The organism is Streptomyces sp. JH34 (assembly GCF_029428875.1).
Lineage (GTDB): Bacteria > Actinomycetota > Actinomycetes > Streptomycetales > Streptomycetaceae > Streptomyces.
The window spans coordinates 4,988,808-5,011,949 of record NZ_JAJSOO010000001.1 but is presented as its reverse complement, the minus strand read 5'-3'; the positions used below and the strand labels follow the sequence as shown (position 1 = coordinate 5,011,949).

General features: G+C 70.7%; 15 protein-coding genes. 1 reads left to right on the top strand and 14 read right to left on the bottom strand.

Annotated elements, in window-relative coordinates; genetic code table 11:
• Positions 1-67: 67 nt before the first annotated feature.
• From LWJ43_RS22360 to LWJ43_RS22295, 14 genes are all read right to left on the bottom strand, one after another.
• Positions 68-4,243, bottom strand: coding sequence for an Rne/Rng family ribonuclease (locus LWJ43_RS22360; RefSeq protein ID WP_277333998.1), 4,176 nt, complete (start codon positions 4,241-4,243; stop codon positions 68-70).
• A 229-nt stretch (positions 4,244-4,472) separates the two neighbouring features.
• Entirely contained in the window at positions 4,473-5,252 is a 780-nt protein-coding gene (locus LWJ43_RS22355; protein WP_277333997.1) for a TIGR03936 family radical SAM-associated protein, read from the bottom strand.
• A 124-nt stretch (positions 5,253-5,376) separates the two neighbouring features.
• Positions 5,377-6,513, bottom strand: a complete 1,137-nt coding sequence (locus LWJ43_RS22350; protein ID WP_277333996.1) for a hypothetical protein — start codon at positions 6,511-6,513, stop codon at positions 5,377-5,379.
• Positions 6,514-6,589: 76 nt separating this feature from the next.
• Positions 6,590-8,515 (bottom strand): TIGR03960 family B12-binding radical SAM protein, encoded by a 1,926-nt coding sequence (locus LWJ43_RS22345; RefSeq protein ID WP_277333995.1) that lies wholly within the window; start codon positions 8,513-8,515, stop codon positions 6,590-6,592.
• Positions 8,516-8,565: 50 nt separating this feature from the next.
• Positions 8,566-10,089, bottom strand: coding sequence for a CYTH and CHAD domain-containing protein (locus LWJ43_RS22340; RefSeq protein WP_277333994.1), 1,524 nt, complete (start codon positions 10,087-10,089; stop codon positions 8,566-8,568).
• Between the two features lie 51 nt (positions 10,090-10,140).
• Positions 10,141-11,334: a rod shape-determining protein RodA gene (rodA, locus tag LWJ43_RS22335; protein WP_277333993.1), complete on the bottom strand. Its 1,194-nt coding sequence runs from the start codon at positions 11,332-11,334 to the stop codon at positions 10,141-10,143.
• Positions 11,334-13,508 (bottom strand): penicillin-binding protein 2, encoded by a 2,175-nt coding sequence (mrdA, locus tag LWJ43_RS22330; RefSeq protein ID WP_277333992.1) that lies wholly within the window; start codon positions 13,506-13,508, stop codon positions 11,334-11,336. The genes rodA and mrdA overlap by 1 nt, the downstream gene beginning before the upstream one ends.
• 79 nt (positions 13,509-13,587) lie before the next feature.
• Positions 13,588-14,250: a rod shape-determining protein MreD gene (gene mreD / locus LWJ43_RS22325; RefSeq protein WP_277333991.1), complete on the bottom strand. Its 663-nt coding sequence runs from the start codon at positions 14,248-14,250 to the stop codon at positions 13,588-13,590.
• Positions 14,251-14,261: 11 nt separating this feature from the next.
• Positions 14,262-15,320, bottom strand: a complete 1,059-nt coding sequence (mreC, locus tag LWJ43_RS22320; RefSeq protein WP_277333990.1) for a rod shape-determining protein MreC — start codon at positions 15,318-15,320, stop codon at positions 14,262-14,264.
• 97 nt (positions 15,321-15,417) lie between these two features.
• Entirely contained in the window at positions 15,418-16,437 is a 1,020-nt protein-coding gene (locus tag LWJ43_RS22315) for a rod shape-determining protein (protein WP_031091955.1), read from the bottom strand.
• 292 nt (positions 16,438-16,729) lie between these two features.
• The gene (gene ndk, locus LWJ43_RS22310; protein ID WP_014156293.1) at positions 16,730-17,143 is read right to left on the bottom strand and encodes a nucleoside-diphosphate kinase; all 414 of its coding nucleotides are present in this window, start codon (positions 17,141-17,143) and stop codon (positions 16,730-16,732) included.
• 86 nt (positions 17,144-17,229) lie between these two features.
• Positions 17,230-17,598 carry a DUF4233 domain-containing protein gene (locus LWJ43_RS22305; protein WP_277333989.1) on the bottom strand — a complete coding sequence of 123 codons (369 nt, stop codon included), beginning with the start codon at positions 17,596-17,598 and terminating at the stop codon, positions 17,230-17,232.
• 4 nt (positions 17,599-17,602) lie between these two features.
• Positions 17,603-19,126 carry a bifunctional tetrahydrofolate synthase/dihydrofolate synthase gene (folC, locus tag LWJ43_RS22300; protein ID WP_277333988.1) on the bottom strand — a complete coding sequence of 508 codons (1,524 nt, stop codon included), beginning with the start codon at positions 19,124-19,126 and terminating at the stop codon, positions 17,603-17,605.
• A gap of 122 nt (positions 19,127-19,248) precedes the next feature.
• Positions 19,249-21,867, bottom strand: a complete 2,619-nt coding sequence (locus LWJ43_RS22295; protein WP_277333987.1) for a valine--tRNA ligase — start codon at positions 21,865-21,867, stop codon at positions 19,249-19,251.
• Between the two features lie 136 nt (positions 21,868-22,003).
• Here LWJ43_RS22295 and LWJ43_RS22290 point away from each other — a divergent pair, with 136 nt between their 5' ends.
• Positions 22,004-23,011 (top strand): hypothetical protein, encoded by a 1,008-nt coding sequence (locus LWJ43_RS22290; protein ID WP_277333986.1) that lies wholly within the window; start codon positions 22,004-22,006, stop codon positions 23,009-23,011.
• Positions 23,012-23,142 lie beyond the last annotated feature (131 nt).

Below are 23,142 nucleotides of genomic sequence, written 5' to 3'. Positions count from 1 at the left end.
AGCACGTGTCCCGCCCCGAAGGCTTCGGGGCGGGACACGGACAGATGAACAACCGGTTACGAATTACTCAGCCGGCGGCCGGACCCGAGTCGTCCGACGAAGCCGAAGCCGTCACGGAAGGCGACGACTGCTCGGCGGCGACGGTCTTCTTCGCCGCTGCCTTCTTCGTCGTCTTCTTCGCGGCGGTCTTCTTCGCGACCGTCTTGGTGGCGGTCTTCTTCGCGACCGCCTTCTTGGCCGTGGCCTTCTTCGCGGTCTTCCGCGCCGCGGTCTTCTTGACCGGGGCTTCCGATTCCGCTGCTTCGGCGCCGGATGCGTCGGGCGTGTCGGAACCGGCGTCCGCGACGACCACGGCCGCTGCCTCCTCGGCTCCGGCGGGCGACCCGGCCGGAGCGGTGACCTTGCGGGTCACCCGGCGGCGGGCACGCGGCGGGGCGGCGGGAGCGGACTCCTCGTCGGCCGCCGGGACCTCGGGCGCCTTCGTGTCCTCCGAGGGGGCGGGAGCCGGGGCCGCAGGGGCCTCGACGACCGGGTCCTCGGCCGCGACGGGCTCCGCCGCGGGCTCGGCCGGCTGTACCGGAGGCGTCACGTCGGCCTGCTTGGGCGAACCCGCCGGGGCGGTCGCCTTGCGGGTCGCCCTGCGACGCGTACGGGCCGGGGGCGCGGCCTCGGCCTCGGGGGCGGCAGGAGCCTCCACCGGCGCCTCGGCGACCGGTTCGGGCTGCGGTTCCTCCTCGGCTGCCGGGGCCGCGGGTGCGGTCTCGGCGGCAGGGGCGGGCGCGCCGGCCGGAGCCGTCGCCTTACGGGTCGCGCGCCGGCGGCCACGGCCGCGGGACGCGGCCGCCTCCGCCTCGGCAGGGCTGCTGTACAGCTCCTCGTCGGCCACGAACTCCGGCTCGGGCAGGGCCACCGGGGCGGCGACCTCGGCGGCCACCTCGGCCTCGGTCTCGACCTCGGCCGCCTGCTCGGCGTGCGTGTGCTCCTGGCCGTGCTCGTGCTCGTGTCCGGCGCCGCGGCCGCGCTTCTTGGACCGCTTCCCGCCACCACCGCCGCCCGCGGACGTGGGCTGCTCCATGTGGACGATCACGCCACGCCCGTTGCAGTGGACACAGGTCTCGGAGAAGGACTCCAGCAGACCCTGGCCCACCCGCTTGCGGGTCATCTGGACCAGGCCGAGTGACGTGACCTCGGCAACCTGGTGCTTCGTCCGGTCGCGTCCCAGGCACTCCAGCAGCCGCCGGAGGACCAGGTCCCGGTTGGACTCCAGCACCATGTCAATGAAGTCGACGACGACGATGCCGCCGAGGTCGCGCAGCCGCAGCTGGCGCACGATCTCCTCGGCCGCCTCCAGGTTGTTCTTGGTGACGGTCTCCTCGAGGTTTCCGCCCTGGCCGGTGAACTTGCCGGTGTTGACGTCGACGACGACCATCGCCTCGGTCTTGTCGATCACCAGCGAGCCACCGCTCGGCAGGTAGACCTTGCGGTCCAGCGCCTTCATCAGCTGCTCGTCGATGCGGTACGTCGCGAAGACGTCGACCTCGGACGTCCAGCGCGAGAGCCGGTCCGTCAGATCCGGCGCCACGTGCGAGACATAGCCGTGGATGGTCTCCCAGGCGTCGTCACCACTGACGATCACCTTCGAGAAGTCCTCGTTGAAGATGTCCCGGACGACCCGGACGGTCATGTCCGGCTCGCCGTAGAGCAGCGTCGGCGCGTTGGAGCTGCTGGTGCTCTTCGCCTTCTTCTGGATCTCTTCCCACTGCTGCTGCAGCCGCTCGACGTCACGGCGCAGCTCGTCCTCGCTCGCGCCCTCGGCGGCGGTGCGCACGATGACGCCCGCGTCCTCGGGAACGATCTTCTTGAGGATGGTCTTCAGCCGGGCGCGCTCGGTGTCGGGCAGCTTGCGGCTGATGCCGGTCATCGAGCCCTCGGGCACGTAGACCAGGTACCGGCCGGGCAGCGAGACCTGACTGGTCAGGCGGGCGCCCTTGTGACCGATCGGGTCCTTCGTCACCTGGACGAGGACCGACTGGCCGGACTTCAGCGCGGTCTCGATGCGGCGCGGCCCGTGGGCCATGCCGAGCGCCTCGAAGTTGACCTCGCCCGCGTACAGGACGGCGTTGCGGCCCTTGCCGATGTCGACGAACGCGGCCTCCATGGACGGCAGTACGTTCTGCACCTTGCCCAGGTAGACGTTGCCGACGTAGCTGGTGGCCTGCTCCTTGTTGACGTAGTGCTCGACGAGCACGTTGTCCTCGAGGACGCCGATCTGCGTGCGCTCGCCGCTCTGGCGGACGACCATGACCCGCTCGACGGCCTCGCGGCGGGCCAGGAACTCGGCCTCGGTGATGATCGGGACACGACGGCGGCCCTGCTCACGCCCCTCACGGCGGCGCTGCTTCTTGGCCTCCATGCGGGTCGAGCCCTTGATGGACTGGACCTCGTCGAAGCCGGTGCCGGGCTCGCGCTCGGCCTCCTTCTTGCGGGGCTCGCGGACCTTGACGACGGTGCGCTCCGGGTCGTCCGTGCCCGCGGCCGAGTCCTCGCCGGAGGCGTCCCCGCTGCGGCGGCGACGGCGACGGCGGCGACGGCTGCTGCTGGAACCCGAGGCGGACTCGTGTTCGTCGTCCTCCTCGTCGTCATGCGACTGCTGCGGCTCGTCCTCGGCGTGGTCCTCGGCGCTGTCGTCGTGCTGCTCAGCGTCGTCCGTGTCGTTGGCCTCACCGCGACGCCGGCGGCGGCCACCACGACGGCGACGGCGCGAGGGCCGGTCCCCGTACTCGTCCGTCTCGTCGCCCTCGTGCTCGGCGTCCGTCCCGGACTCCTGCTCGTCCTCGGCGGTGACGGCGGGCTGCTCCGCCGGAAGGGTGACCGGGGTGGCGGCCGGCTCGGTCTCGACGGCCTCGCCACGACGGCGACGGCGACGGCGCGAGCCGCCCTGGGGGCCGGACTCGGACTCGGCGGGGGCAGCCTCGGCGGTCGGCGCGGCCTCGGCCTCGCGCGGCGCGCGGTCGGCGGTCTTCCGCTCCTCGACCTCCTCGACCTCGTCGTACGCGGGGGCGGGGCCCGCGGCGGCGGCTGCGGCGGCCGCGGTCTCCGGGGTCTGGAACATCGGCTCGGCGAAGACCGGGGCCTGGAACACGGCCACGGCGGGGCGCGTCGCGCGACGGCCCTTGCGGGCCGGCTCCTCGGCCTTGCCGGTGAACTCGGGGCGGCCCGCGGCGGCGGTGGCCCGACGGCGCTGACGGCCGCGCGGCGCGGCCTCCTCGACCTGCTCGGTCTCGGTGGCCAGTTCCTCGGCGACGGCGGCGGGAAGGCTCTCGGCCTGCTCGGCGGCCGCCTCGGCGACCTCCTCCGCGGGCTGCGGGGAACCGGCCGGCGCGCTGGCCTTGCGAGAAGCGCGGCGACGCGTGCGGGCCGGCGGCGCGGCCTCGGCGGGTTCCTCGATCCGTGCGGCCTCTTCACGGGCGGGCTCGGCGGCGGGCTCGGCCACGATCTCGGCCGGGGCCTCCGCGGTCCGCGCGCCCTGCGGCGCACCGGCCGGAGCAGACGCACGGCGGCGGGCACGGCCTCGCGGGGCGGCCACGGGCTCGGCAGCGGCTTCGGCCGCGGGCTCGGGGGCGTTCACGGGCTCGGCCACGGCGGTGTCCTGTGTGACGGCCTCGGCGGGCTTGGCGGCACCCGCGGGGGAGGTGGCCTTACGCGTGGCGCGGCGACGGCCTCGGGGGGTCTCGACGACAGGGGCCTCGATCGTCTCTTCGGTCTCCTCCTCGGCCGGAGCGGTCTCGACGACCGGCTCCACGACCTCGGCGGCCTGCGGCGCACCCGCCGGAGCGGTCGCCTTGCGGACCGCACGACGACGGGCACGCGCCGGCGGCGCGGCCTCCACCGACTCGACGGTCTCTTCGGTCTCCTCCTCGGCCGGAGCGGTCTCGACGACCGGCTCCACGACCTCGGCGGCCTGCGGCGCACCCGCCGGAGCGGTCGCCTTGCGGACCGCACGACGACGCGGACGCGCCGGCGGCGCGGCCTCGGCGGCGGGCTCGGCCGTCTCGGCGGCAGCGGCCGGTATGGCCGGCGTGACGTCCTCGGGGGCGGCCGTACCCGGCGCGCCCGACGGCGGGCCGGCGGGGCGGGAGGCCGCGCGGCGCCTGCGGCGCGGCGGCAGCTTGTCCCCGGGGGCGCTGTTGTTTTCCGTGTTCGCGGGGTTTCCGGTGGTACCGGTTTCGTTCGGCTCGTGCATGCGGGCGGTTCTCCCGTCGCGCTCCCGGGCGCCACACCTGGTTCCGGTCCGACGCGATTCGCGTGATGTGCGCGATACCGCCGTCCGGGGCGCGGGCGCCGCACGGGAGCTGATGTCTGGCTCGCCGGTTCCGTACGCGTTACGCACGGCCTGGCGAAAGTCTTATGGGGCGGTGCGCGGCCCGACCCAGGTGGCTCCCGGGTCAAAGGGCTGCGCTACAACGACCGCCTTACGCGGTACCTGCACCTTCCGGCGCCGTCGCGGCGGCGGCCGGATCGGCCGTGTCAACGGCCGGGGCTGCCTCGCGGTCGGGCGCGAGCGGGTCGGTCACCGTGCCGGACTCCTCGTCGAAGAGCCCCTGCGCCAGCCTGGTCACCGCTGCGGGGACCGGCGGCGTTAGGTCGGCCACAGCTCGGAGACCGGACAGGACGTCGTCGGGTCGCACGGCAGGTGTCACGTGCCGTACTACCAGCCGCAGTATCGCACAGGGCCTGTCCCCGGACCTATCAGGCTGTGGATCAAGGGCCTGCAGATCGACGACGGCGGCGCGGGCGTCGAAGGTCCTCATGCCGTTCTTGGCACGGCGCTGGACCTCGACGGTCTCGGCGCCCATGAAGGCGACGACGGCCTTCTCCGCGTCCTCGGCCGCCACGCCGTCCAGCCGCATCTCCCACACGGAGGCGGTCAGCCGGTCGGCGAGGCCGGAGGTCCGGGCCTCCACGGCGTCGATGACGTCGAGGCCGTCGGGCATCGACGCGTCGAGCAGTTCGCGGAGGGTGCCGGGATCCCGCGCCTCGGTGAGGGCGATCTCCAGGAACTCGGCCTCGCTGCCCGTGCCCGTGGGAGCGGCGTTGGCGTACGACACCTTCGGGTGCGGGGTGAAGCCGGCCGAGTAGGCCATGGGCACCTCGGAGCGGCGCAGTGCCCGCTCGAAGGCACGCTGGAAGTCTCTGTGACTGGTGAACCGGAGGCGGCCCCGCTTGGTGTAGCGCAGTCGGATGCGCTGCACCGCCGGTGCGGGCGGCGGGCCTTCGGGCTGTCGCTTGCCCAGTGGTTCTTCTCCTCGGTGCGGGGCGGCCGCGTCGGCGTGCCGCCCACGAAGTACGGGGGTGCCCCTGGGGTGCCGCTCCGGCTCACCCCCGCTCGACGGTTTTGCCGACTAGCGGGGAGATCTCGGGCGCGGGCGCCGCGCTGGGGACAGTCGTTGTCCTACCCAGGGTACGCGCAGCGGACCCCTCGAGTTCCCGCGCGTCCGTGACCTGCGGTGCTCCGACCAGTGCGCGCCAGGCGTCCCGGCGCGCGGAGCGGAGCGTCTCCCGGGCCGAGGCCAGGGCGCCGCGGGCGGCGCGTGCCGCCTCCGCCGCGGCGCGCCGGGTCGGGGCCCAGACCGCGTCGCGCAGGAAGTGGCCCACCGGTGTGCACAGGGTGCGGTAGGCCCAGGCCACCGGCGCACCGACCAGGTGCCAGGCCAGCCATGCCAGTGCCCGCCCGACGGCGCGCGACACGAAGCCGGCCACCCGCCAGGCGACGCCGAAGGCCGCCAGGATCTCCCGCCCCACCGGGGCGAGGACCCGTCGTCGGAACCGTGCGAGGGGCCGTACGAGCAGCGTCATGACCAGCCACACCGCGCCGGCCCACGCCCCTCGCCCGACAGCCGCGAGGCCCCGCCCGATCGTCTCCGCCGCCCACGCGGCCCCGAGGCCCACCGGGGTCAGCACGTACCGGTACACCAAGGAGAGGGGCAGGAGGAACAGGTGGGTGACGAGCCGGTCCGCCGCGATGCCCAGAGGCCGCAGGAGGTACCGCCACACGCCGATGGCCGGCCACACCAGGAAGAAGGTGACGAGTCCGGACACCGCCGGCACGAGCAGCCTGGCGTACGTCCATCGCAAGCCGTGCCCGAGCGGGGTCAGCAGGTTCCCGTACAGCCACACCAGCGGGAGCGTGACCCCGTAGCGGCCGACCGGGACGACGACGTACCGCCACAGGCCCACCCAGGGCCACACGAGGAGAGCCACGGTCAGCCACGTGAGGGCCCTGCCGACCGGGGCGAACACCTGGTCGTACAGCCACGTGAGCGCCCGTCCCAGGGGGCGGAGCAGCACCCGCTCCAGGGCGCGGCCGCCCGCGGTGAGGAGGTCCCACAGCATGCGTACGGGCAGGACCAGGACCAGCACCACGATCCGCACCGGGATCCTGACCAGGACCGTCAGACAGCCCTCCCCGCCTTCGTACGGCGGCGGTGTGCGGTGCTGCTTCTCGAGGTCCATGCCGGGAATGACGCGAACGCCCGGCCCGGGGTTTCCCGGGCCGGGCGTTCGTCACCGGGCTGTCACCCGAAGGGGCCTACTTCACGACGGTCAGCGGCAGGAGCTTCTTGCCCGTGGGGCCGATCTGGATGTCCAGGTCGAGCTGCGGGCACACGCCGCAGTCGAAGCAGGGCGTCCAGCGGCAGTCCTCGACCTCGGTCTCGTCGAGCGAGTCCTGCCAGTCCTCCCAGAGCCAGTCCTTGTCGAGACCGGAGTCCAGGTGGTCCCAGGGCAGGACCTCCTCGTACGTCCGCTCCCGGGTGGTGTACCAGTCGACGTCCACGCCGAAGGCGGGCAGCGTCTTCTCGGCGCTCCTCATCCACAGGTCGTAGCTGAAGTGCTCGCGCCAGCCGTCGAAGCGGCCGCCGGACTCGTAGACCTCGCGGATGACGGAGCCGACGCGGCGGTCGCCGCGGGAGAGCAGTCCCTCCACGATGCCGGGCTTGCCGTCGTGGTAGCGGAAGCCGATGGAACGGCCGTACTTCTTGTCGTCGCGGATCTTGTCCCGGAGCTTCTTCAGCCGGGCGTCGGTGTCCTCGGCACTGAGCTGCGGCGCCCACTGGAACGGGGTGTGGGGCTTGGGCACGAAACCGCCGATGGAGACGGTGCAGCGGATGTCGTTCTGCCCGGAGACCTCACGGCCCTTGGCGATCACGTTGACCGCCATGTCGCCGATCTGGAGGACGTCCTCGTCGGTTTCGGTGGGCAGACCGCACATGAAGTACAGCTTCACCTGGCGCCAACCGTTGCCGTACGCGGTGGAGACCGTGCGGATCAGGTCCTCCTCCGAGACCATCTTGTTGATGACCTTGCGCATGCGCTCGGAGCCGCCCTCGGGGGCGAAGGTGAGGCCCGACCTGCGGCCGTTGCGGGTCAGCTCGTTGGCCAGGTCCACGTTGAACGCGTCGACGCGGGTGGAGGGCAGCGAGAGCCCGATCTTGTCGTCCGTGTAACGGTCGGCGAGGCCCTTGGCGATGTCGCCGATCTCGGTGTGGTCCGCGGAGGAGAGCGACAGGAGCCCGACCTCCTCGAAGCCGGTGGCCTTGAGGCCCTTCTCCACCATCTCGCCGATGCCGGTGATGCTTCGCTCCCGCACGGGGCGCGTGATCATGCCGGCCTGGCAGAAGCGGCAGCCGCGGGTGCAGCCGCGGAAGATCTCCACGGACATCCGCTCGTGGACCGTCTCGGCGAGGGGGACGAGCGGCTGCTTCGGGTACGGCCATTCGTCGAGGTCCATCACGGTGTGCTTGGACACACGCCACGGCACGCCGGACCTGTTGGGCACCACACGGCTGATGCGGCCGTCGGGCAGGTACTCGACGTCGTAGAAGCCGGGGACGTAGACGCCGCCCGTCCTCGCGAGGCGGAACAGCACCTCCTCCCGGCCGCCGGGGCGGCCCTCGGCCTTCCAGGCGCGGATGATCTCGGTGATCTCCAGGACGGCCTGCTCGCCGTCGCCGATGACCGCGCAGTCGATGAAGTCCGCGATCGGCTCGGGGTTGAACGCGGCGTGGCCGCCCGCCAGCACGATCGGGTGGTCGACGGTGCGGTCCTTGGACTCCAGCGGGATGCCCGCGAGGTCGAGGGCCGTGAACATGTTGGTGTAGCCCAGCTCGGTGGAGAAGCTGAGGCCGAACACGTCGAAGGCGCCGACGGGGCGGTGGCTGTCCACGGTGAACTGCGGCACCTTGTGCTCGCGCATCAGCTCCTCGAGGTCCGGCCACACGCTGTACGTGCGCTCGGCGAGGACGCCCTCGCGTTCGTTGAGCACCTCGTACAGGATCATGACGCCCTGGTTGGGGAGTCCGACCTCGTAGGCGTCCGGGTACATGAGTGCCCAGCGGACGTCGCACTCGTCCCACGGTTTGACGGTGGAGTTCAGCTCACCGCCGACGTACTGAATGGGCTTCTGCACATGCGGGAGCAGAGCTTCGAGCTGTGGGAAGACCGACTCGGCAGACATCTGAGGACCTTCGTAGCTGGCAGGGGTGACCACCAAGCGTAACCCGGTGCTCAGCGTTCCAGCGCCGCCCGCAGTCCTGGGCGCGACGCCCGGGCCCAGACCTCGGGCAGCTCGCGCTCCCGCGCCTCGGCCGCCGCTTCCTCCCGGCCGTACAGGAGTCCCCAGGTGAACGCGGACTCCCCGGCGCCGTGCGCCTGGACCCCGAGGGTGCGCAGGGCGTCCCGGGCCACGACGCTGTCCTGGTGGTCGCCGAGGACCGACTGCACGGCCTTCATACGCTTGGCGAACCTCTTGGCGGGCTTCCCCAGGGCGGGCCTGGCGGCCTCGGCGGCGTAGCGGACGCGTTTGGCGGCCTTGCGCGCCTCGTGCATGGCGACGTCGCGCTCCTCACCCGGGGGCCGGTCCAGTGCGTGCCCGACGCGCGTGGCGAGGCGTTCGTAGTCCTTGAGGACGGCACGGGGCAGCGTGTCACGCGGTGTCCGCGCGGCAGCGGGACGCAGGGGCGGATCGGCGAGGAGGGCGTCCAGTGCGTCCAGCAGGGTCAGGTAGCGCTCCGCGTCGAGCACGGAGGCGACCCGCCTGCGCGAACCGGTGCGCCGGGCCACGGAGGTGAGTCGCAGCCGGGCGTCGACGGGGCCCAGGACCAGGGTGTCCGGCAGGGCGGCGACGCGGGAGCTCAGCCGCGCGTCGAGGACTTCCTGGTCGCGGTCGACGCCGAGTTCGGCGGCGAGCCACTTCAACTCGTCGCGGAGCGGGTCGGTGACGGACCGGTCGAGCACCGTGCGGTACGTCCTGAAGGCACTGCGGAGCCGGCGGGTGGCGACCCGCATGCGGTGGACGCTGTCGGGCAGCTCGCGGCGCACAGCGGGGTCGAGTTCGACGAGGGCCGTGACCTGACGGCGTACATAGGCGAGGACATGATCACCGGCGGTGCGCGGGGCGGGGTTCCTCTTACGCCGCGGCTTGTCCGGAGCGGTCTCGGCCAGGGCCCTGGACAGCTTGGACGGCGCGGCCGAGGGCCGGACCCCGGCCTTGCGCAGCCGCCGCTCGACGGCGTCGAGGAGGGTTGGGTCGACGTCGTCGGCGAGTTCGACCTCCAGCTCGGTCCACGCCGAGGTGGCACCGTGCCCTTCCTCGGTCAGGCGCTCCGCGAGGACCTCGTCGACGCTCAGCTCGGCGAGCAGGGCGCCGTCCGCGTCGAGGAGGTGGTGGACGTCCCGGGCGGAGAGGATCCGTACGACGGGGTTCACCGGGGTGTGGCGCACGCGGGAGCGGAGCAGGTCACCGAGGGCGGGCGGCAGCGTGTCGGTGAGCGGAGCCCTGATCTCGTCGCGGACGTCGGCGGAGACGGGGATCTTGAGGTGCCAGCCCGCGTCGTCGCCGCCGGTCCTGCGCCGGAGCGTGAGGGAGTCCGCGGCCAGCCGGAGATCCTCGGTGTCGTAGTAGACGGCGTCGAGTTCGCTGGGGCCCCGGTGGACGACGGCGGAGACCCCGGCCGCCCGGGTCAGGTCCGGCAGCCGGGTCTCGGCAGTCGCCTCGTACTTCCGCTCGACCTCGCGCTTGGAGTCCGCCATATGGAGAATCTATCCGCGATGCCCTGGAACATGCAGGGCTGAGCGAACCTCTCAGGCCGACATCGGGCGTTGCACCTTGATCGACTGGAGCAGTCCGATGGCCACCCAGACGGCGAACATCGACGAGCCTCCGTAGGACACGAAGGGCAGGGGCAGTCCGGCCACCGGCATGATCCCGAGGGTCATCCCGATGTTCTCGAAGGACTGGAAGGCGAACCAGGCGATGATGCCGGCGGCGACGACCGTGCCGTAGAGCTCGGTCGTCCCGCGGGCGATACGGCAGGCGCGCCACAGGACGACGCCGAGCAGGACGATGATCAGTCCGGCTCCGAGGAAGCCGAGTTCCTCGCCCGCGACGGTGAAGACGAAGTCGGTCTGCTGTTCGGGGACGAACTGGCCCGTCGTCTGGGAGCCGTTGAAGAGTCCCGTGCCCGTGAGGCCGCCGGAACCGATGGCGATGCGGGCCTGGTTGGTGTTGTAGCCGACGCCCGCCGGGTCGAGTGCCGGGTTGGCGAACGCCGCGAAGCGGGCGATCTGGTAGTCGTCGAGCACGCCGAGCTGCCAGACGGCCACCGCGCCCGCCGCACCCGCGCCGAGGAGCCCGAAGACCCAGCGGTTGGACGCGCCGGAGGCGAGGAGGACGCCGAGCACGATGACGGCCATGACCATGACCGAGCCGAGGTCGGGCATCAGCATCACCACGGCCATCGGGACGAGTGCCAGGCCGAGTGCCTTGCCGACGGTCCGGTGGTCGGGGTGCAGCTGGTCGCCCGCGTCGACACGGGCGGCGAGCAGCATCGCCATGCCGAGGATGATCGTGATCTTGGTGAACTCGGAGGGCTGGAGGGAGAAACCGCCGGGAAGCAGGATCCAGGCGTGCGCGCCGTTGACGGTGGCGCCCAGCGGGGTGAGGACCGCCAGGACGAGCAGCACCGACAGCCCGTAGAGCACCGGCACCGCTCCCCGCAGAGTGCGGTGCCCGAGCCAGATGGTGCCGATCATCAGCGCGAGGCCGATGCCGGCGTTGAGCACGTGCCGGAAGAGGAAGAAGTACGGGTCGCCGTGGGTGAGGGAGTCCCGGCCGCGGGTCGCCGACCAGACCAGCAGCGCACCCACGAAGGACAGTGCGACGGACGATCCGAGCAGGGGCCAGTCCAGCCGCCGCACGACGGAGTCGCGGGCGGTGAGCCTGGCCCAGACGGAGCGGTCCTCGGGGCCGTAGCGGGAGACGGAGAAGCCTGCCATCAGTCACGCCTCCCGACGGTCGCCCGCAGCGCGCCCGCGAGGGCCTGTGTGCCGTCGTCGACGGGCGCGGGGGTGTACGGCTTGATCTTGGGCGACTCGATCTGGCCGTCGGGCTTGATCTTGGGCAGCGTCTTCTGGGGCTTGGGCAGCAGCGCCTTCTTGAGGTCCTGCTTGCCGCTCGCGTCGAGACCGTAGAGCGCGTTGTAGATGTTGCGCACCGCGGGGCCGGACGCTCCGGAGCCCGTACCACCCTGGGAGATCGTCATGACGATCGAGTAGTCCTTGGTGTACGTGGCGAACCACGAGGTCGTCTGCTTGCCGTAGACCTCGGCCGTGCCCGTCTTGGCGTGCATCGGGATCTTGTCCTGGGGCCATCCGCCGAATCGCCAGGCGGCGCTGCCCCGGGTCGCGACACCCGCGAGGGCTTCGTCTATCTGGTCGCGGGTCTCTCCCTTGAAGGGGAGCTTGCCGTGGGCCTGGGGCGCGATCTCCTGGACGGTCCTGCCGTCACCGCTGACGATCGCCTTGCCGACGGTCGGGTCGTACAGGGTGCCGCCGTTGGAGATCGCCGCGTAGATGGTCGCCATCTGGATCGGGGTGACGAGCGTGTCGCCCTGGCCGATCGAGTAGTTGACGGAGTCACCGGCGCGCATCTTGTTGCCCTCGAGGCACCCTTCGTACGCGATCTTCTCGACGTACGTGCCGTCCTTCTTGCCCTGCTTGCACCAGGACGCCTTGTTGGCGTCGTAGAAGTCCTGCTTCCACTGGCGGTCGGGGACGCGGCCGGGGACCTCGTTGGGGAGGTCGATGCCGGTCTCCTTGCCGAGCCCGAACTGGTGGGCCGTCTTGTAGAACCAGTCGGCGGGCTTCTTCTTCGGCTTGTTGCCGCCGTCCTTCGCCCATTCCTTGTGCGCCAGGCCGTAGTAGACGGTGTCGCAGGAGACCTCCAGGGCGCGCCCGATGCTGATGGCGCCGTAGCCCTGGGACTCGAAGTTCTTGAAGACCTGGCCGCCGATCGAGTACGAACTCGGGCACGGGTAGTTGCCGTCGAACTCGTACCCCGCGTTGACCGCGGCGGTCGAGGAGATGACCTTGAAGATCGACCCGGGGGCGGCGGTGCCCTGGATGGCCCGGTTCAGCAGCGGGAAGTTGGACTTCTTGCCGGTGAGCTTGGCGTAGTCCTTGGCGGAGATGCCGCCGATCCATGCGTTGGGGTCGTACGTCGGCAGGGACGCCATGGACACGATGCGTCCGGTCTTGGCCTCCATGACGACGACGGCACCGGAGTCGGCCTTGTACAGCTCGTTGGTGTTGCGGTCCATCTCCTTGCGGGCCGTCTCCATGGCGTTGTTCAGCTCGTACTCGGCGACGGCCTGGACCCGTGCGTCGATGGAGGTGACGACGCTGGAGCCGGCTTCGGCCTCGTCGTTCTGGGCCTGGCCGATGACGCGGCCGAGGTTGTCGACCTCGTAGCGGGTGACGCCGGCCTTGCCGCGCAGTTCCTTGTCGTACGTGCGCTCCAGTCCGGAGCGGCCCACCTGGTCGGAGCGGAGGTAGGGCGAGTCGCTGTCCTGTGCCTTGGTGACCTCTTCGTCGGTGACGGGCGAGAGGTAGCCGAGGACCTGCGCGGTGTTGGCCTTGCCGGGGGCCGCGTAGCGGCGCACGGCGGTGGGTTCGGCGGTGATGCCGGGGAAGTCCTCGGCACGCTCTCGGATCGTGAGGGCCTGCTGGGTGGTGGCCTCGTCGGTGACCGGGATCGGCTGGTACGGCGAGCCGTTCCAGCAGGGCTGCGGAGTCTTCGCGTCGCAGAGCCGGACCTTGTCCTGGACGTCCTTGGGCTTCATGTCCAGGACACCGGCCAGGCGGGTGAGGACGCCGACGCCGTCGTCCTTCATCTTCATCAGTTCGGTGCGGCTGGCGGAGACGACGAGGCGCGTCTCGTTGTCGGCGAGGGGCACGCCGCGCGCGTCGAGGATGGCACCACGGACGGCGGGCTGGACGACCTGCTGGACGTGGTTGTTCTTGGCCTCGTCGGTGTACTCCTGCCCGTTGCGGATCTGGAGGTACCAGAGCCGGCCGCCGAGCGTCAGGAGCAGGGAGAACACGAGGACCTGGATGACGATGAGACGGATCTGGACCCGCGGGGTCCGGCCCGTCTCCGGAATGTTGCTCACGGGGCGCCCCCGGTGGTGGTGGGTCGGCCGGGGGTACGGGGGTGGGCTCCCCCGGTGGTCGTCCGGTGCCGGTACGGGCTCACAGTCGCTTGACCCCCTTGATCCGTCCTGCGCGTGCTGCGCGGCCGCGGGCTGCCCTCAGGCGCATCCCGTTCCGCTGGTTCCCGATCCGCAGCCCGGTGCCCGAGGCGAGCCAGCCGGCGGCGACGTCGCCGCTGCCGGAACTGTCGGCGACCGGGTCGTTCTCGGTGCGTCTGGCGAGCGCCATGATCAGCGGAACGGTGAACGGCGCGAGGAGCAGGTCGTACACGACGGCGGTGAACAGCAGGCTGCCCAGGCCCACGTGGCGGGCGGCCGTGTCACCGACGAGGGATCCGACACCGGCGTACAGCAGGGTGGACCCGAGTGCCGCGACGAAGACGAAGGCCAGCGGGGTGAGGGCCGACTTGAGCCGGCCGTTCTCGGGGCGAGCCATGCCGGCGACGTACCCGATGACGCAGAGGACCAGGGCGTAGCGCCCGGCGGCATGGTCTGCGGGCGGTGCCAGGTCGGCGAGGAGGCCGGCGCCGAAGCCGATCAGGGCGCCGCTGACCGGCCCGTACACGAAGGCGAGTCCGAGGACGACGAGCAGCAGCAGGTCGGGGGTGGCACCGGGGAGCTGGAGACGGGCGAGGACGGACACCTGGATGACGAGGGCGACCACGACGAGGGCGACGGAGAGCAGCATCCTGTTGATACGCATGGGGATCAGCTCTATTCCTGCTCGTTCGCCGCGTCACCGGCGGCCGGGTCGGCGGCGCCGGAGGCGTTCGGGGAAGCACCCGGGGAGGCGGAGGCACCGGGCGTCTCGTTGACGTTCCCGACGACCTTCCCGCTGCCGTCGACGAGGTCGCCGTTCGGCTGGACGGTGACGGTGACCGTCGGGGTGGGCTTGGGCTTCGCCGGCTTCTTGGGCTGGGCCGGGAGGACCATGTCACGGGGGTTCTCGCGGGGCGCCTGGACGACGATGCCCACGATGTCGAGCTTGGTGAAGCCGACGAACGGGCGGACGTAGACCGTCCGGGTCAGGTCGCCGCCCGAGGGGTCGACGCGGACGACCTCGCCCACGGGCACCCCCGGCACGAAGGGCTTGTCGTTGCTGGACCCGAAGGTGACCAGCCGGTCGCCCTTCTTCACGTCGGCCTTGCCGTTGAGGAACTGGACCGAGAGGGGCCGGGCCCCCTGCCCCGTGGCGAAGCCGAGCTCGTCCGTCTTCTCCAGCCGGGTGCCCACGGTGAAGTCGGGGTCGTTGGCCAGCAGGACGGTCGCGGTGTTCGGCCCGACGGTCGTGATCCGGCCGACGAGCCCTTCGCCGTTCAGTACGGTCATGTCGCGCTGGAGACCGTCGTCGGCCCCGGCGTCGATGGTGACGGTCCATGAGAAGCCCTGGGCCGCTCCTATGGCGATGACCTGGGCGGCCTTGATGCCGTACTGGCCTGTCCCGGCGCTCTTCAGCATGGTGTCGAGCTGACGGACCTTGCTGGTGTTGCGGTCGTCGCTGCCGAGCTTCGTCTTCAGCGCGGCGTTCTCGTGCTCCAGGGCCGCGATCCGGTCGTGCCGGTCACCGGAGTCCCGGACGGCGCCGATGGCGTTGCCCACCGGGTCCACCGCCGCCGCGACGCCGTTCTCGACCGGTCCGAGGACCGTGGCCGCGGCCTGCCGGGCTCCGTCCACCGGTGACTCCTCGCCACCGCGGATATCCACCGTGATCAGGGCGAATGCGATGGCGATCAGCAGCACCAGGAGCAGCCGGCTCTCTCGTGTGTCCCTCACGTGCGGCGGCCGTGCCTTCCTCGTCGGAATGTTCGTGCCTGAATACCGATGTTCCGCCGTACGGGACGGCAGTGCCCGTACGGCGGAACATCGTGTCCTACCGTCGGGGCTGGGCGTCCAGCACCTGCTGGAGCGCCTCGAACTCCTCGACGCACTTACCGGATCCGAGGGCCACCGAGTCCAGCGGGTCCTCGGCGATGTGGATCGGCATGCCCGTCTCGTGGCGCAGCCGCTCGTCGAGTCCGCGCAGGAGCGCGCCGCCGCCGGTGAGGACGATGCCGCGGTCCATCACGTCGCCCGAGAGCTCCGGCGGGCACTTGTCGAGCGTCGTCTTCACGGCGTCGACGATCGCGTTGACCGGTTCCTCGATGGCCTTGCGGACCTCGGTCGCGGAGATGACGACGGTCTTGGGCAGGCCCGAGACCAGGTCGCGGCCACGGATCTCGGTGTGCTCGTCCTTCTCCATCTCGAACGCCGAGCCGATCGTGATCTTGATCTGTTCGGCGGTGCGCTCACCGAGGAGGAGGGAGTACTCCTTCTTGATGTGCTGGATGATCGCGTTGTCCAGTTCGTCACCGGCGACCCGGATGGACTGGGCGGTGACGATTCCGCCCAGCGAGATCACGGCGACCTCGGTGGTGCCGCCACCGATGTCGACGACCATGTTGCCGGTGGCCTCGTGGACGGGCAGACCGGAGCCGATGGCCGCGGCCATGGGCTCCTCGATGATGTGCACCTGGCGCGCGCCTGCCTGCGTCGACGCCTCGATGACGGCGCGTCGCTCGACTCCTGTGATGCCGGAGGGCACGCAGACGACGACCCTCGGGCGGGCCAGGTAGCGGCGCTTGTGGATCTTGAGGATGAAGTAGCGGAGCATGCGCTCCGTGATCTCGAAGTCGGCGATCACGCCGTCCTTCAGGGGCCGCACGGCAACGATGTTGCCCGGTGTGCGGCCGATCATCTTCTTGGCCTCGGAGCCGACCGCCAGGATTCCGCCGGTGTTGGTGTTGATGGCCACGACGGACGGCTCGTTCAGTACGATGCCGCGCCCCCTGACGTACACCAGCGTGTTGGCAGTCCCGAGGTCGATAGCCATGTCACGGCCGATGAACGACATTGAGTTCCCCTTGTTCCCCATGAGGATGCGTCGGGCCTTCCCAAGAAGCGAAGAATGGCTTGTTTTTGGTAGGCGAGGTTGGCGCTGCGGGCGTGGAAGCTTCCATCGTAGTGCCGTATGCACGGACACAGCGCGAGGGTCCTTCGCCGTGGCGGACGGAACGGCTGCCCGTTCCACCCATGGTGACGTTACGTCGGAGGGATGGGTTCCCGCGATACGTGACCCTATGCCGAAGGGCGACCGAATTACTTCGGTCGCCCCAGGTCATGAGCGCTGTTTGGCGGAGCCGAAGTCAGGAAAGTCCGGGAAAGAAAAGCTTGAGTTCTCGCTCTGCGGACTCCTCGGAGTCCGAGGCGTGGATGAGGTTCTCCCGGGTGATCGTGCCGAAGTCACCGCGGATCGAGCCGGGCGCGGCGGCGATCGGGTCCGTGGGGCCGGCCAGGGCACGGACGCCCTCGATCACCCGCTCGCCTTCGGCCACAAGAGCGACGACGGGCCCGGAGGCCATGAACTCGACGAGCGGCTCGTAGAACGGGCGGCCCTTGTGCTCGCCGTAGTGCTGCTCCAGGGTCTCCTGGTCGAGCGTGCGCAGCTCCAGCGCGGTGATCGTCCAGCCAGCCTTGCGTTCGATGCGGCCGACGATCTCGCCGATCAGCCCACGCCTGACGGCGTCGGGCTTGAGAAGGACGAGGGTGCGCTGAGTCATGTGCGGCTCCTTGGAGACTTTCGGGTGCGGGTGAGGGCGAGATTACAGGGGTGCGCCGACCGGTCTGCGACCGGGCTTACGCTGCGTCATCCTTGGGCCGGAGCCTCCGCACGCTCCTGCGCCTCGGCCTGGGCCGCCCACCGCGCCTTGGCCTCGTCGATCCTGCGGCCGTAGTGCACCGAGGCCCACCACAGGGCCGCGAAGATCACTCCGAGGATGAACATCATCGGGACGAAGAAGCCGCTCAGCACCAGCAGGATCTGGAGCCCCCAGCCGAGCTGGATGCCGCCGGGACGGGTGATCACACCGCAGAGCAGGACGGAGAGCAGCATGCCGATGCCGCAGACCGTCCAGACCGTGGCCATGGACAGGTCGTCGGACTTCATCGCCACGAGCCCGGCGAAGCCGATGACGAAGAACTCGCCGATCAGCGTCGAAGCACAGAGCGTACGCACAGGGTCAGCGCCTTCCAAGAAGCAGCCGGGCCTCGCCGACCGTGATCACGGATCCGGTCACCAGGACCCCGGCGCCCGCGTATTCGGCCTCTTCCTCGGCGAGGGTGATCGCCGCCTCCAGGGCGTCGTCCAGGCGTGGCTCGACCTGGACGCGTTCGTTGCCGAAGACCTCGACGGCGACGGCGGCGAGCGCGTCCGCGTCCATGGCGCGCGGGCTGGAGTTCTGGGTGACGACGATCTCGGCGAAGATCGGCTCGAAGGCTTCGAGGAGCCCCCGGACGTCCTTGTCACCGCTCGTGCCGACGACGCCGATCAGCCGGGAGAAGCTGAACGCCTCGGAGATCCCCTCGGAGGCGGCGAGTGCGCCTGCCGGGTTGTGCGCCGCGTCCAGGACGACGGTCGGGCTGGACCGGACGACCTCGAGGCGGCCCGGCGAGAGGACGGACAGGAAGGCCTTGCGCACCGCCTCCACGTCGAGGCTGCGGGCCTGCTCCGCGCCGATGCCGAAGAACGCCTCGACGGCGGCCAGGGCGACCACGGCGTTGTGCGCCTGGTGCGCCCCGTAGAGCGGCAGGAAGATGTTGTCGTACTCGCCGCCCAGGCCCCGCAGGGTCAGCAACTGGCCGCCGACCGCGATCTCGCGGGAGACGATGCCGAACTCCATGCCCTCGCGGGCGACCGTGGCGTCCACCTCGACGGCCTTCTTCAGCATGACCTGCGCGGCGTCGACCGGCTGCTGGGCCAGGATCACCGTCGCGTCCTGCTTGACGATGCCGGACTTCTCACCGGCGATCTCGGCGGGGGTGGAGCCGAGGCGGTCGGTGTGGTCCAGCGAGATGGGGGTGACGACGGCGACCGTGGCGTCGATGACGTTCGTCGCGTCCCAGGTGCCTCCCATACCGACCTCGACGACCGCGACGTCGACCGGCGCGTCGGCGAAGGCCGCGTACGCCATGCCCGTCAGCACCTCGAAGAACGAGAGCCGGTAGGGCTGCTGGGCGTCGACCATCTCGATGTACGGCTTGACGTCGTTGTACGTCTCGATGAAACGCTCGGCGTCGATCGGGGCGCCGTCCAGACTGATCCGCTCGGTGATCGACTGGACGTGCGGCGAGGTGTAGCGGCCGGTGCGCAGGTCGAGGGCGTTCAGCAGGGCCTCGATCATGCGGGCCGTGCTGGTCTTGCCGTTCGTCCCCGTGATGTGGATCGACGGGTAGGCACGCTGGGGCTCCCCCAGCACGTCCATCAGGGCAGCGATACGGGTCACCGACGGCTCGAGCTTGGTCTCGCCCCAGCGGCCGGCGAGCTCCTGCTCCACCTCGCGCAGCGCGCGGTCGGTCTCGGGGTCGGCGGGGCGGTCGGGGACCGCCTCACCCTGGGGCGGTCCCGACTGGGTGCGCAGCGTGCGGCTCCCGGCCTCGATCACCGCCAGGTCGGGATCGCGCTGGGTCTCCTCGTCGACGATCTCCGCGAAGGTGTCGTCGGAATCGGACGCGTCGTGCCGGTCTGAAGGGCGGGGCTCACTCACAGGGCCAGTCTACGGATGGCCGCGGACATCGCGCGCAGCGCCCGCCGCCGCACTCCCCCGGGCACGGCGGAGCCCCCGCGCTCCCGGTCGGTCGGGGGCACGGGGGCTCCGCTCTCAGGTCATCAGCCCTTCGGCAGGTTCGCCAGCTGGGTGCTGATCCGCTCGATGTCGGCGTCGGCCTTGGCGAGCCGTCCACGGATCTTGTCGACCACGTTGTCCGGGGCCTTCGCCAGGAAGGCCTCGTTGCCGAGCTTGCCGTTGGCCTGGACGATCTCCTTCTTGGCGGCCTCCAGGTCCTTGGTGAGGCGCTTGCGCTCGGCGGCGACGTCGATGGTGCCGGAGAGGTCGAGAGCGACCGTGGCACCGGCGACGGGGAGCGAGGCGGTGGCGTGGAAGCCGTCGCCGGCCGGCTGGAGGCGCAGCAGCTGCCGGATGGCGGCCTCGTGGGGCGCCAGGGCGGTGCCGTCCAGGGTGAGCGCGGCGGGGACCTTCTGGCCGGGCTGCAGGCCCTGGTCGGAGCGGAACCTGCGGACCTCGGTGACGACCTGCTGGACGAGCTCGATCTCTCGTTCGGCCCCCTGGTCGCGGAAACCCGAGTCGTTCGGCCAGTCGGCGACGACGAGGGACTCGCCGCCGGTGAGGGTCGTCCAGAGCGTCTCGGTGACGAAGGGGACGACCGGGTGCAGCAGGCGCAGGGTGACGTCGAGGACCTCGCCGAGGACACGCGCGGAGACCTTGGCCTGCTCGCCCTCGGCGAAGAACGTCGTCTTGGACAGCTCGACGTACCAGTCGAACACCTCGTCCCACGCGAAGTGGAAAAGGGCGTCGGACAGCTTGGCGAACTGGTAGTCGTCGTAGAGCGCGTCGACCTGGGCGACGACCGTGTTGAGCCGGGACAGGATCCAGCGGTCGGTGGCGGTCATCTGCTCGGGGGCCGGCAGTGCGCCCTCGATCGTCGCGCCGTTCATCAGCGCGAAGCGAGTGGCGTTCCAGATCTTGTTGGCGAAGTTGCGGGAGCCCTGGACCCAGTCCTCGCCGATCGGGACGTCGACGCCCGGGTTGGCACCGCGGGCCAGGGTGAAACGGACGGCGTCGGAGCCGTACTTGTCCATCCAGTCGAGCGGGTTGACGACGTTGCCCTTGGACTTCGACATCTTCTTGCCGGTCTCGTCGCGGACCATGCCGTGGAAGGCGATGGTGCGGAACGGGACGTCGCCCATGGCGTACAGGCCGAACATCATCATCCTGGCGACCCAGAAGAACATCAGGTCGTAGCCGGTGACCAGGACGGAGTTCGGATAGAACTTCTCCAGCGACTCGGTCTGCTCGGGCCAGCCCATGGTGGAGAACGGCCACAGTCCGGAGGAGAACCAGGTGTCGAGGACGTCGGTGTCCTGGTGCCAGCCCTCACCGGTGGGCGCCTCGTCGTTCGGGCCGACGCAGACCATCTCGCCGTTCGGGCCGTGCCAGACGGGGATGCGGTGGCCCCACCACAGCTGGCGCGAGATGCACCAGTCGTTGAGGTTGTCGACCCAGTCGAAGTAGCGCGGGGTCAGGTCGGCGGGGTGGATGTTGACGCGACCGTCGCGGACGGCGTCGCCCGCCGTCTTGGCGAGCGTCTCGACCTTGACCCACCACTGCATCGACAGGCGCGGCTCCAGCGTCGTCTTGCAGCGGGAGCAGTGGCCGACGGAGTGGACGTACGGGCGCTTCTCGGCGACGATCCGGCCGTCGGCGCGCAGGGCGGCGACGATCGCGGACCGGGCCTCGAAGCGGTCCAGGCCCTGGAAGGGGCCGGGGGTGATGATGATGCCGCGCTCGTCGAGGACCTGGATGGTCTCCAGGTCGTGGCGCCGGCCGATGGCGAAGTCGTTCGGGTCGTGCGCGGGGGTGACCTTGACGGCGCCGGTGCCGAACTCGGGGTCGACATGGGTGTCCGCGACGACCGGGATGGTGCGGTTCGTGAGCGGCAGCCTGATCTGCTTGCCGATGAGGCGGGCGTAGCGCTCGTCGTCGGGGTGGACGGCGACGGCGGTGTCGCCGAGCATGGTCTCCGCGCGGGTGGTGGCGACGACGATGGTGTCGTCACCGTCGCCGTACTTCATGGAGACGAGCTCGCCGTCGTCGTCCTGGTAGTCCACCTCGATGTCGGAGATGGCCGTCAGACAGCGCGGGCACCAGTTGATGATGCGCTCGGCGCGGTAGATCAGGCCGTCGTCGTACATCCGCTTGAAGATGGTCTGGACGGCCGTGGACAGACCCTCGTCCATGGTGAAGCGCTCGCGGTCCCAGGCGACGCCGTCGCCGAGGCGGCGCATCTGGCCGGAGATCTGACCGCCGGACTCTTCCTTCCACTGCCAGACGCGCTCGACGAACGCCTCGCGGCCCAGGTCGTGGCGGGACTTGCCGTCCTTGGCGAGTTCGCGCTCGACGACGTTCTGGGTGGCGATGCCGGCGTGGTCCATGCCGGGCTGCCACAGCGTCTCGAAACCCTGCATGCGCTTGCGGCGGGTGAGGGCGTCGATCAGCGTGTGTTCGAAGGCGTGGCCCAGGTGGAGGCTGCCGGTGACGTTCGGCGGGGGGATGACGACGGTGTACGCGGGCTTGTCGCTCTTCGCGTCGGCCGTGAAGTAACCACGTTCTACCCAGCGCTCGTACAGCGGCCCCTCTACATCGGCCGGCGCGTATTGGGTCGGCAGTTCGGGGGTGCTGGCTGGCTGCTGCGCTGCGTTCTCGGTCACGCAGACAGTTTAGGGGCGTCACAGTCGTGCGCCGAAACCGGTTTGTTCAGTAACGGTGTGCGCCCGGATGCCCTGTGCGGGCGCCGCTTCCGTCAGGATGTTCGGAACGCATAAGCATTCTGGAGGGGACAGCGCAATGAGCTACAACCAGCCGGGCCCGTACGGCGGGCAGCCGCCGCAGGGCCAGCCCGGACCGTACGGCCAGCAGCCGGGCCCGTACGGGCAGCAGCCCGGGCCGTACGGCGGTCAGCCGCCGCAGGGGCCCCCGCAGCCCGGCTACGGCTACCCGCAGCAGGCCCCCCAGGGCGTCCCGCCGCAGCAGCAGCCCCCGCAGGGCTACGGCTACCCGCAGGGCCAGCAGCCGGGCCCGTACGGCCAGCAGCCGCCCACTCCCCCGTACGGCGGCCAGCAGGCCTACCCGGGCATGCCGGGCCAGCCGGGCGCCCCGAAGAAGAAGACGGGCCTGATCATCGGCGCGGCCGTGGTCGCGCTGGCCGTGGTCGCGGGCGGGGTGTACTTCCTCACCTCGGGTGGGTCCAGCAACAGCGACGTGGCCGACTCCACCAAGGGGTACAAGCTGACGCCCGCCGCCTCGGTGGATACGTATAAGCAGGACCCCTCCAAGGCCACTCCCTCGAAACCGGTGACGGGCAAGGACAAGGCCGAGGCCGAGGCGATGGGGATCAAGAACCCCAACCAGGTGAACGCCCAGTATGTGAGCGGCGACGAGAAGAATCCGCTCACCATGAAGTCGCTCGTCTTCACCGGTTACTGGGGTGAGGTCAGCGACCCCGCGAAGGTGATCGACAGCGCCTTCAAGAACGCCGAGCTGGAGATGGGGAAGAGCGAGGACAGCGAGAACGTCTCGCTCGTCGGCGAACCCGAAGCCGTGAAGCCCGAAGGGTTCGACGGAGCGCTGATGAAGTGCCAGAGCCTCAAGGCGATCAACGAAGACGCCGACGGGACGGCGAAGAACGGCCCGAAGGAAATCGTCACGCCGGTGTGCGTGTGGACCGACTACAGCACGGTCGGCATCGTCGTGGGGGTCGATGTGGGAGCGATGATGACGGAGAAGGCCATGCCTCAGTCTGATGTCGCCGCCCTCGCGGCCAAGCTCTACAACACCTCCCGCACCAAGATCTGATCCCGCTCACGTCGAAGGGGCGCCCGGCCGTCGGCCGGGCGCCCCTTCGCGTGCGCGTCGTCGTTGGCGCCGCTACGCGGACTTCGCGTGGCGGCCGCCGTCGTTCTTGCCGATCGTGCGCGGCTCACGCG

What these genes read in the sequence shown, in the direction of transcription:
- LWJ43_RS22360 (WP_277333998.1), bottom strand. Translation starts at nt 4,243, where the DNA reads ATGCACGAGCCGAACGAAACCGGTACCACCGGAAACCCCGCGAACACG.
- LWJ43_RS22350 (WP_277333996.1), bottom strand. Translation starts at nt 6,513, where the DNA reads ATGGACCTCGAGAAGCAGCACCGCACACCGCCGCCGTACGAAGGCGGG.
- LWJ43_RS22345 (WP_277333995.1), bottom strand. Translation starts at nt 8,515, where the DNA reads ATGTCTGCCGAGTCGGTCTTCCCACAGCTCGAAGCTCTGCTCCCGCAT.
- LWJ43_RS22340 (WP_277333994.1), bottom strand. Translation starts at nt 10,089, where the DNA reads ATGGCGGACTCCAAGCGCGAGGTCGAGCGGAAGTACGAGGCGACTGCC.
- rodA (WP_277333993.1), bottom strand. Translation starts at nt 11,334, where the DNA reads ATGGCAGGCTTCTCCGTCTCCCGCTACGGCCCCGAGGACCGCTCCGTC.
- mreD (WP_277333991.1), bottom strand. Translation starts at nt 14,250, where the DNA reads ATGCGTATCAACAGGATGCTGCTCTCCGTCGCCCTCGTCGTGGTCGCC.
- LWJ43_RS22315 (WP_031091955.1), bottom strand. Translation starts at nt 16,437, where the DNA reads ATGTCGTTCATCGGCCGTGACATGGCTATCGACCTCGGGACTGCCAAC.
- ndk (WP_014156293.1), bottom strand. Translation starts at nt 17,143, where the DNA reads ATGACTCAGCGCACCCTCGTCCTTCTCAAGCCCGACGCCGTCAGGCGT.
- LWJ43_RS22290 (WP_277333986.1), top strand. Translation starts at nt 22,004, where the DNA reads ATGAGCTACAACCAGCCGGGCCCGTACGGCGGGCAGCCGCCGCAGGGC.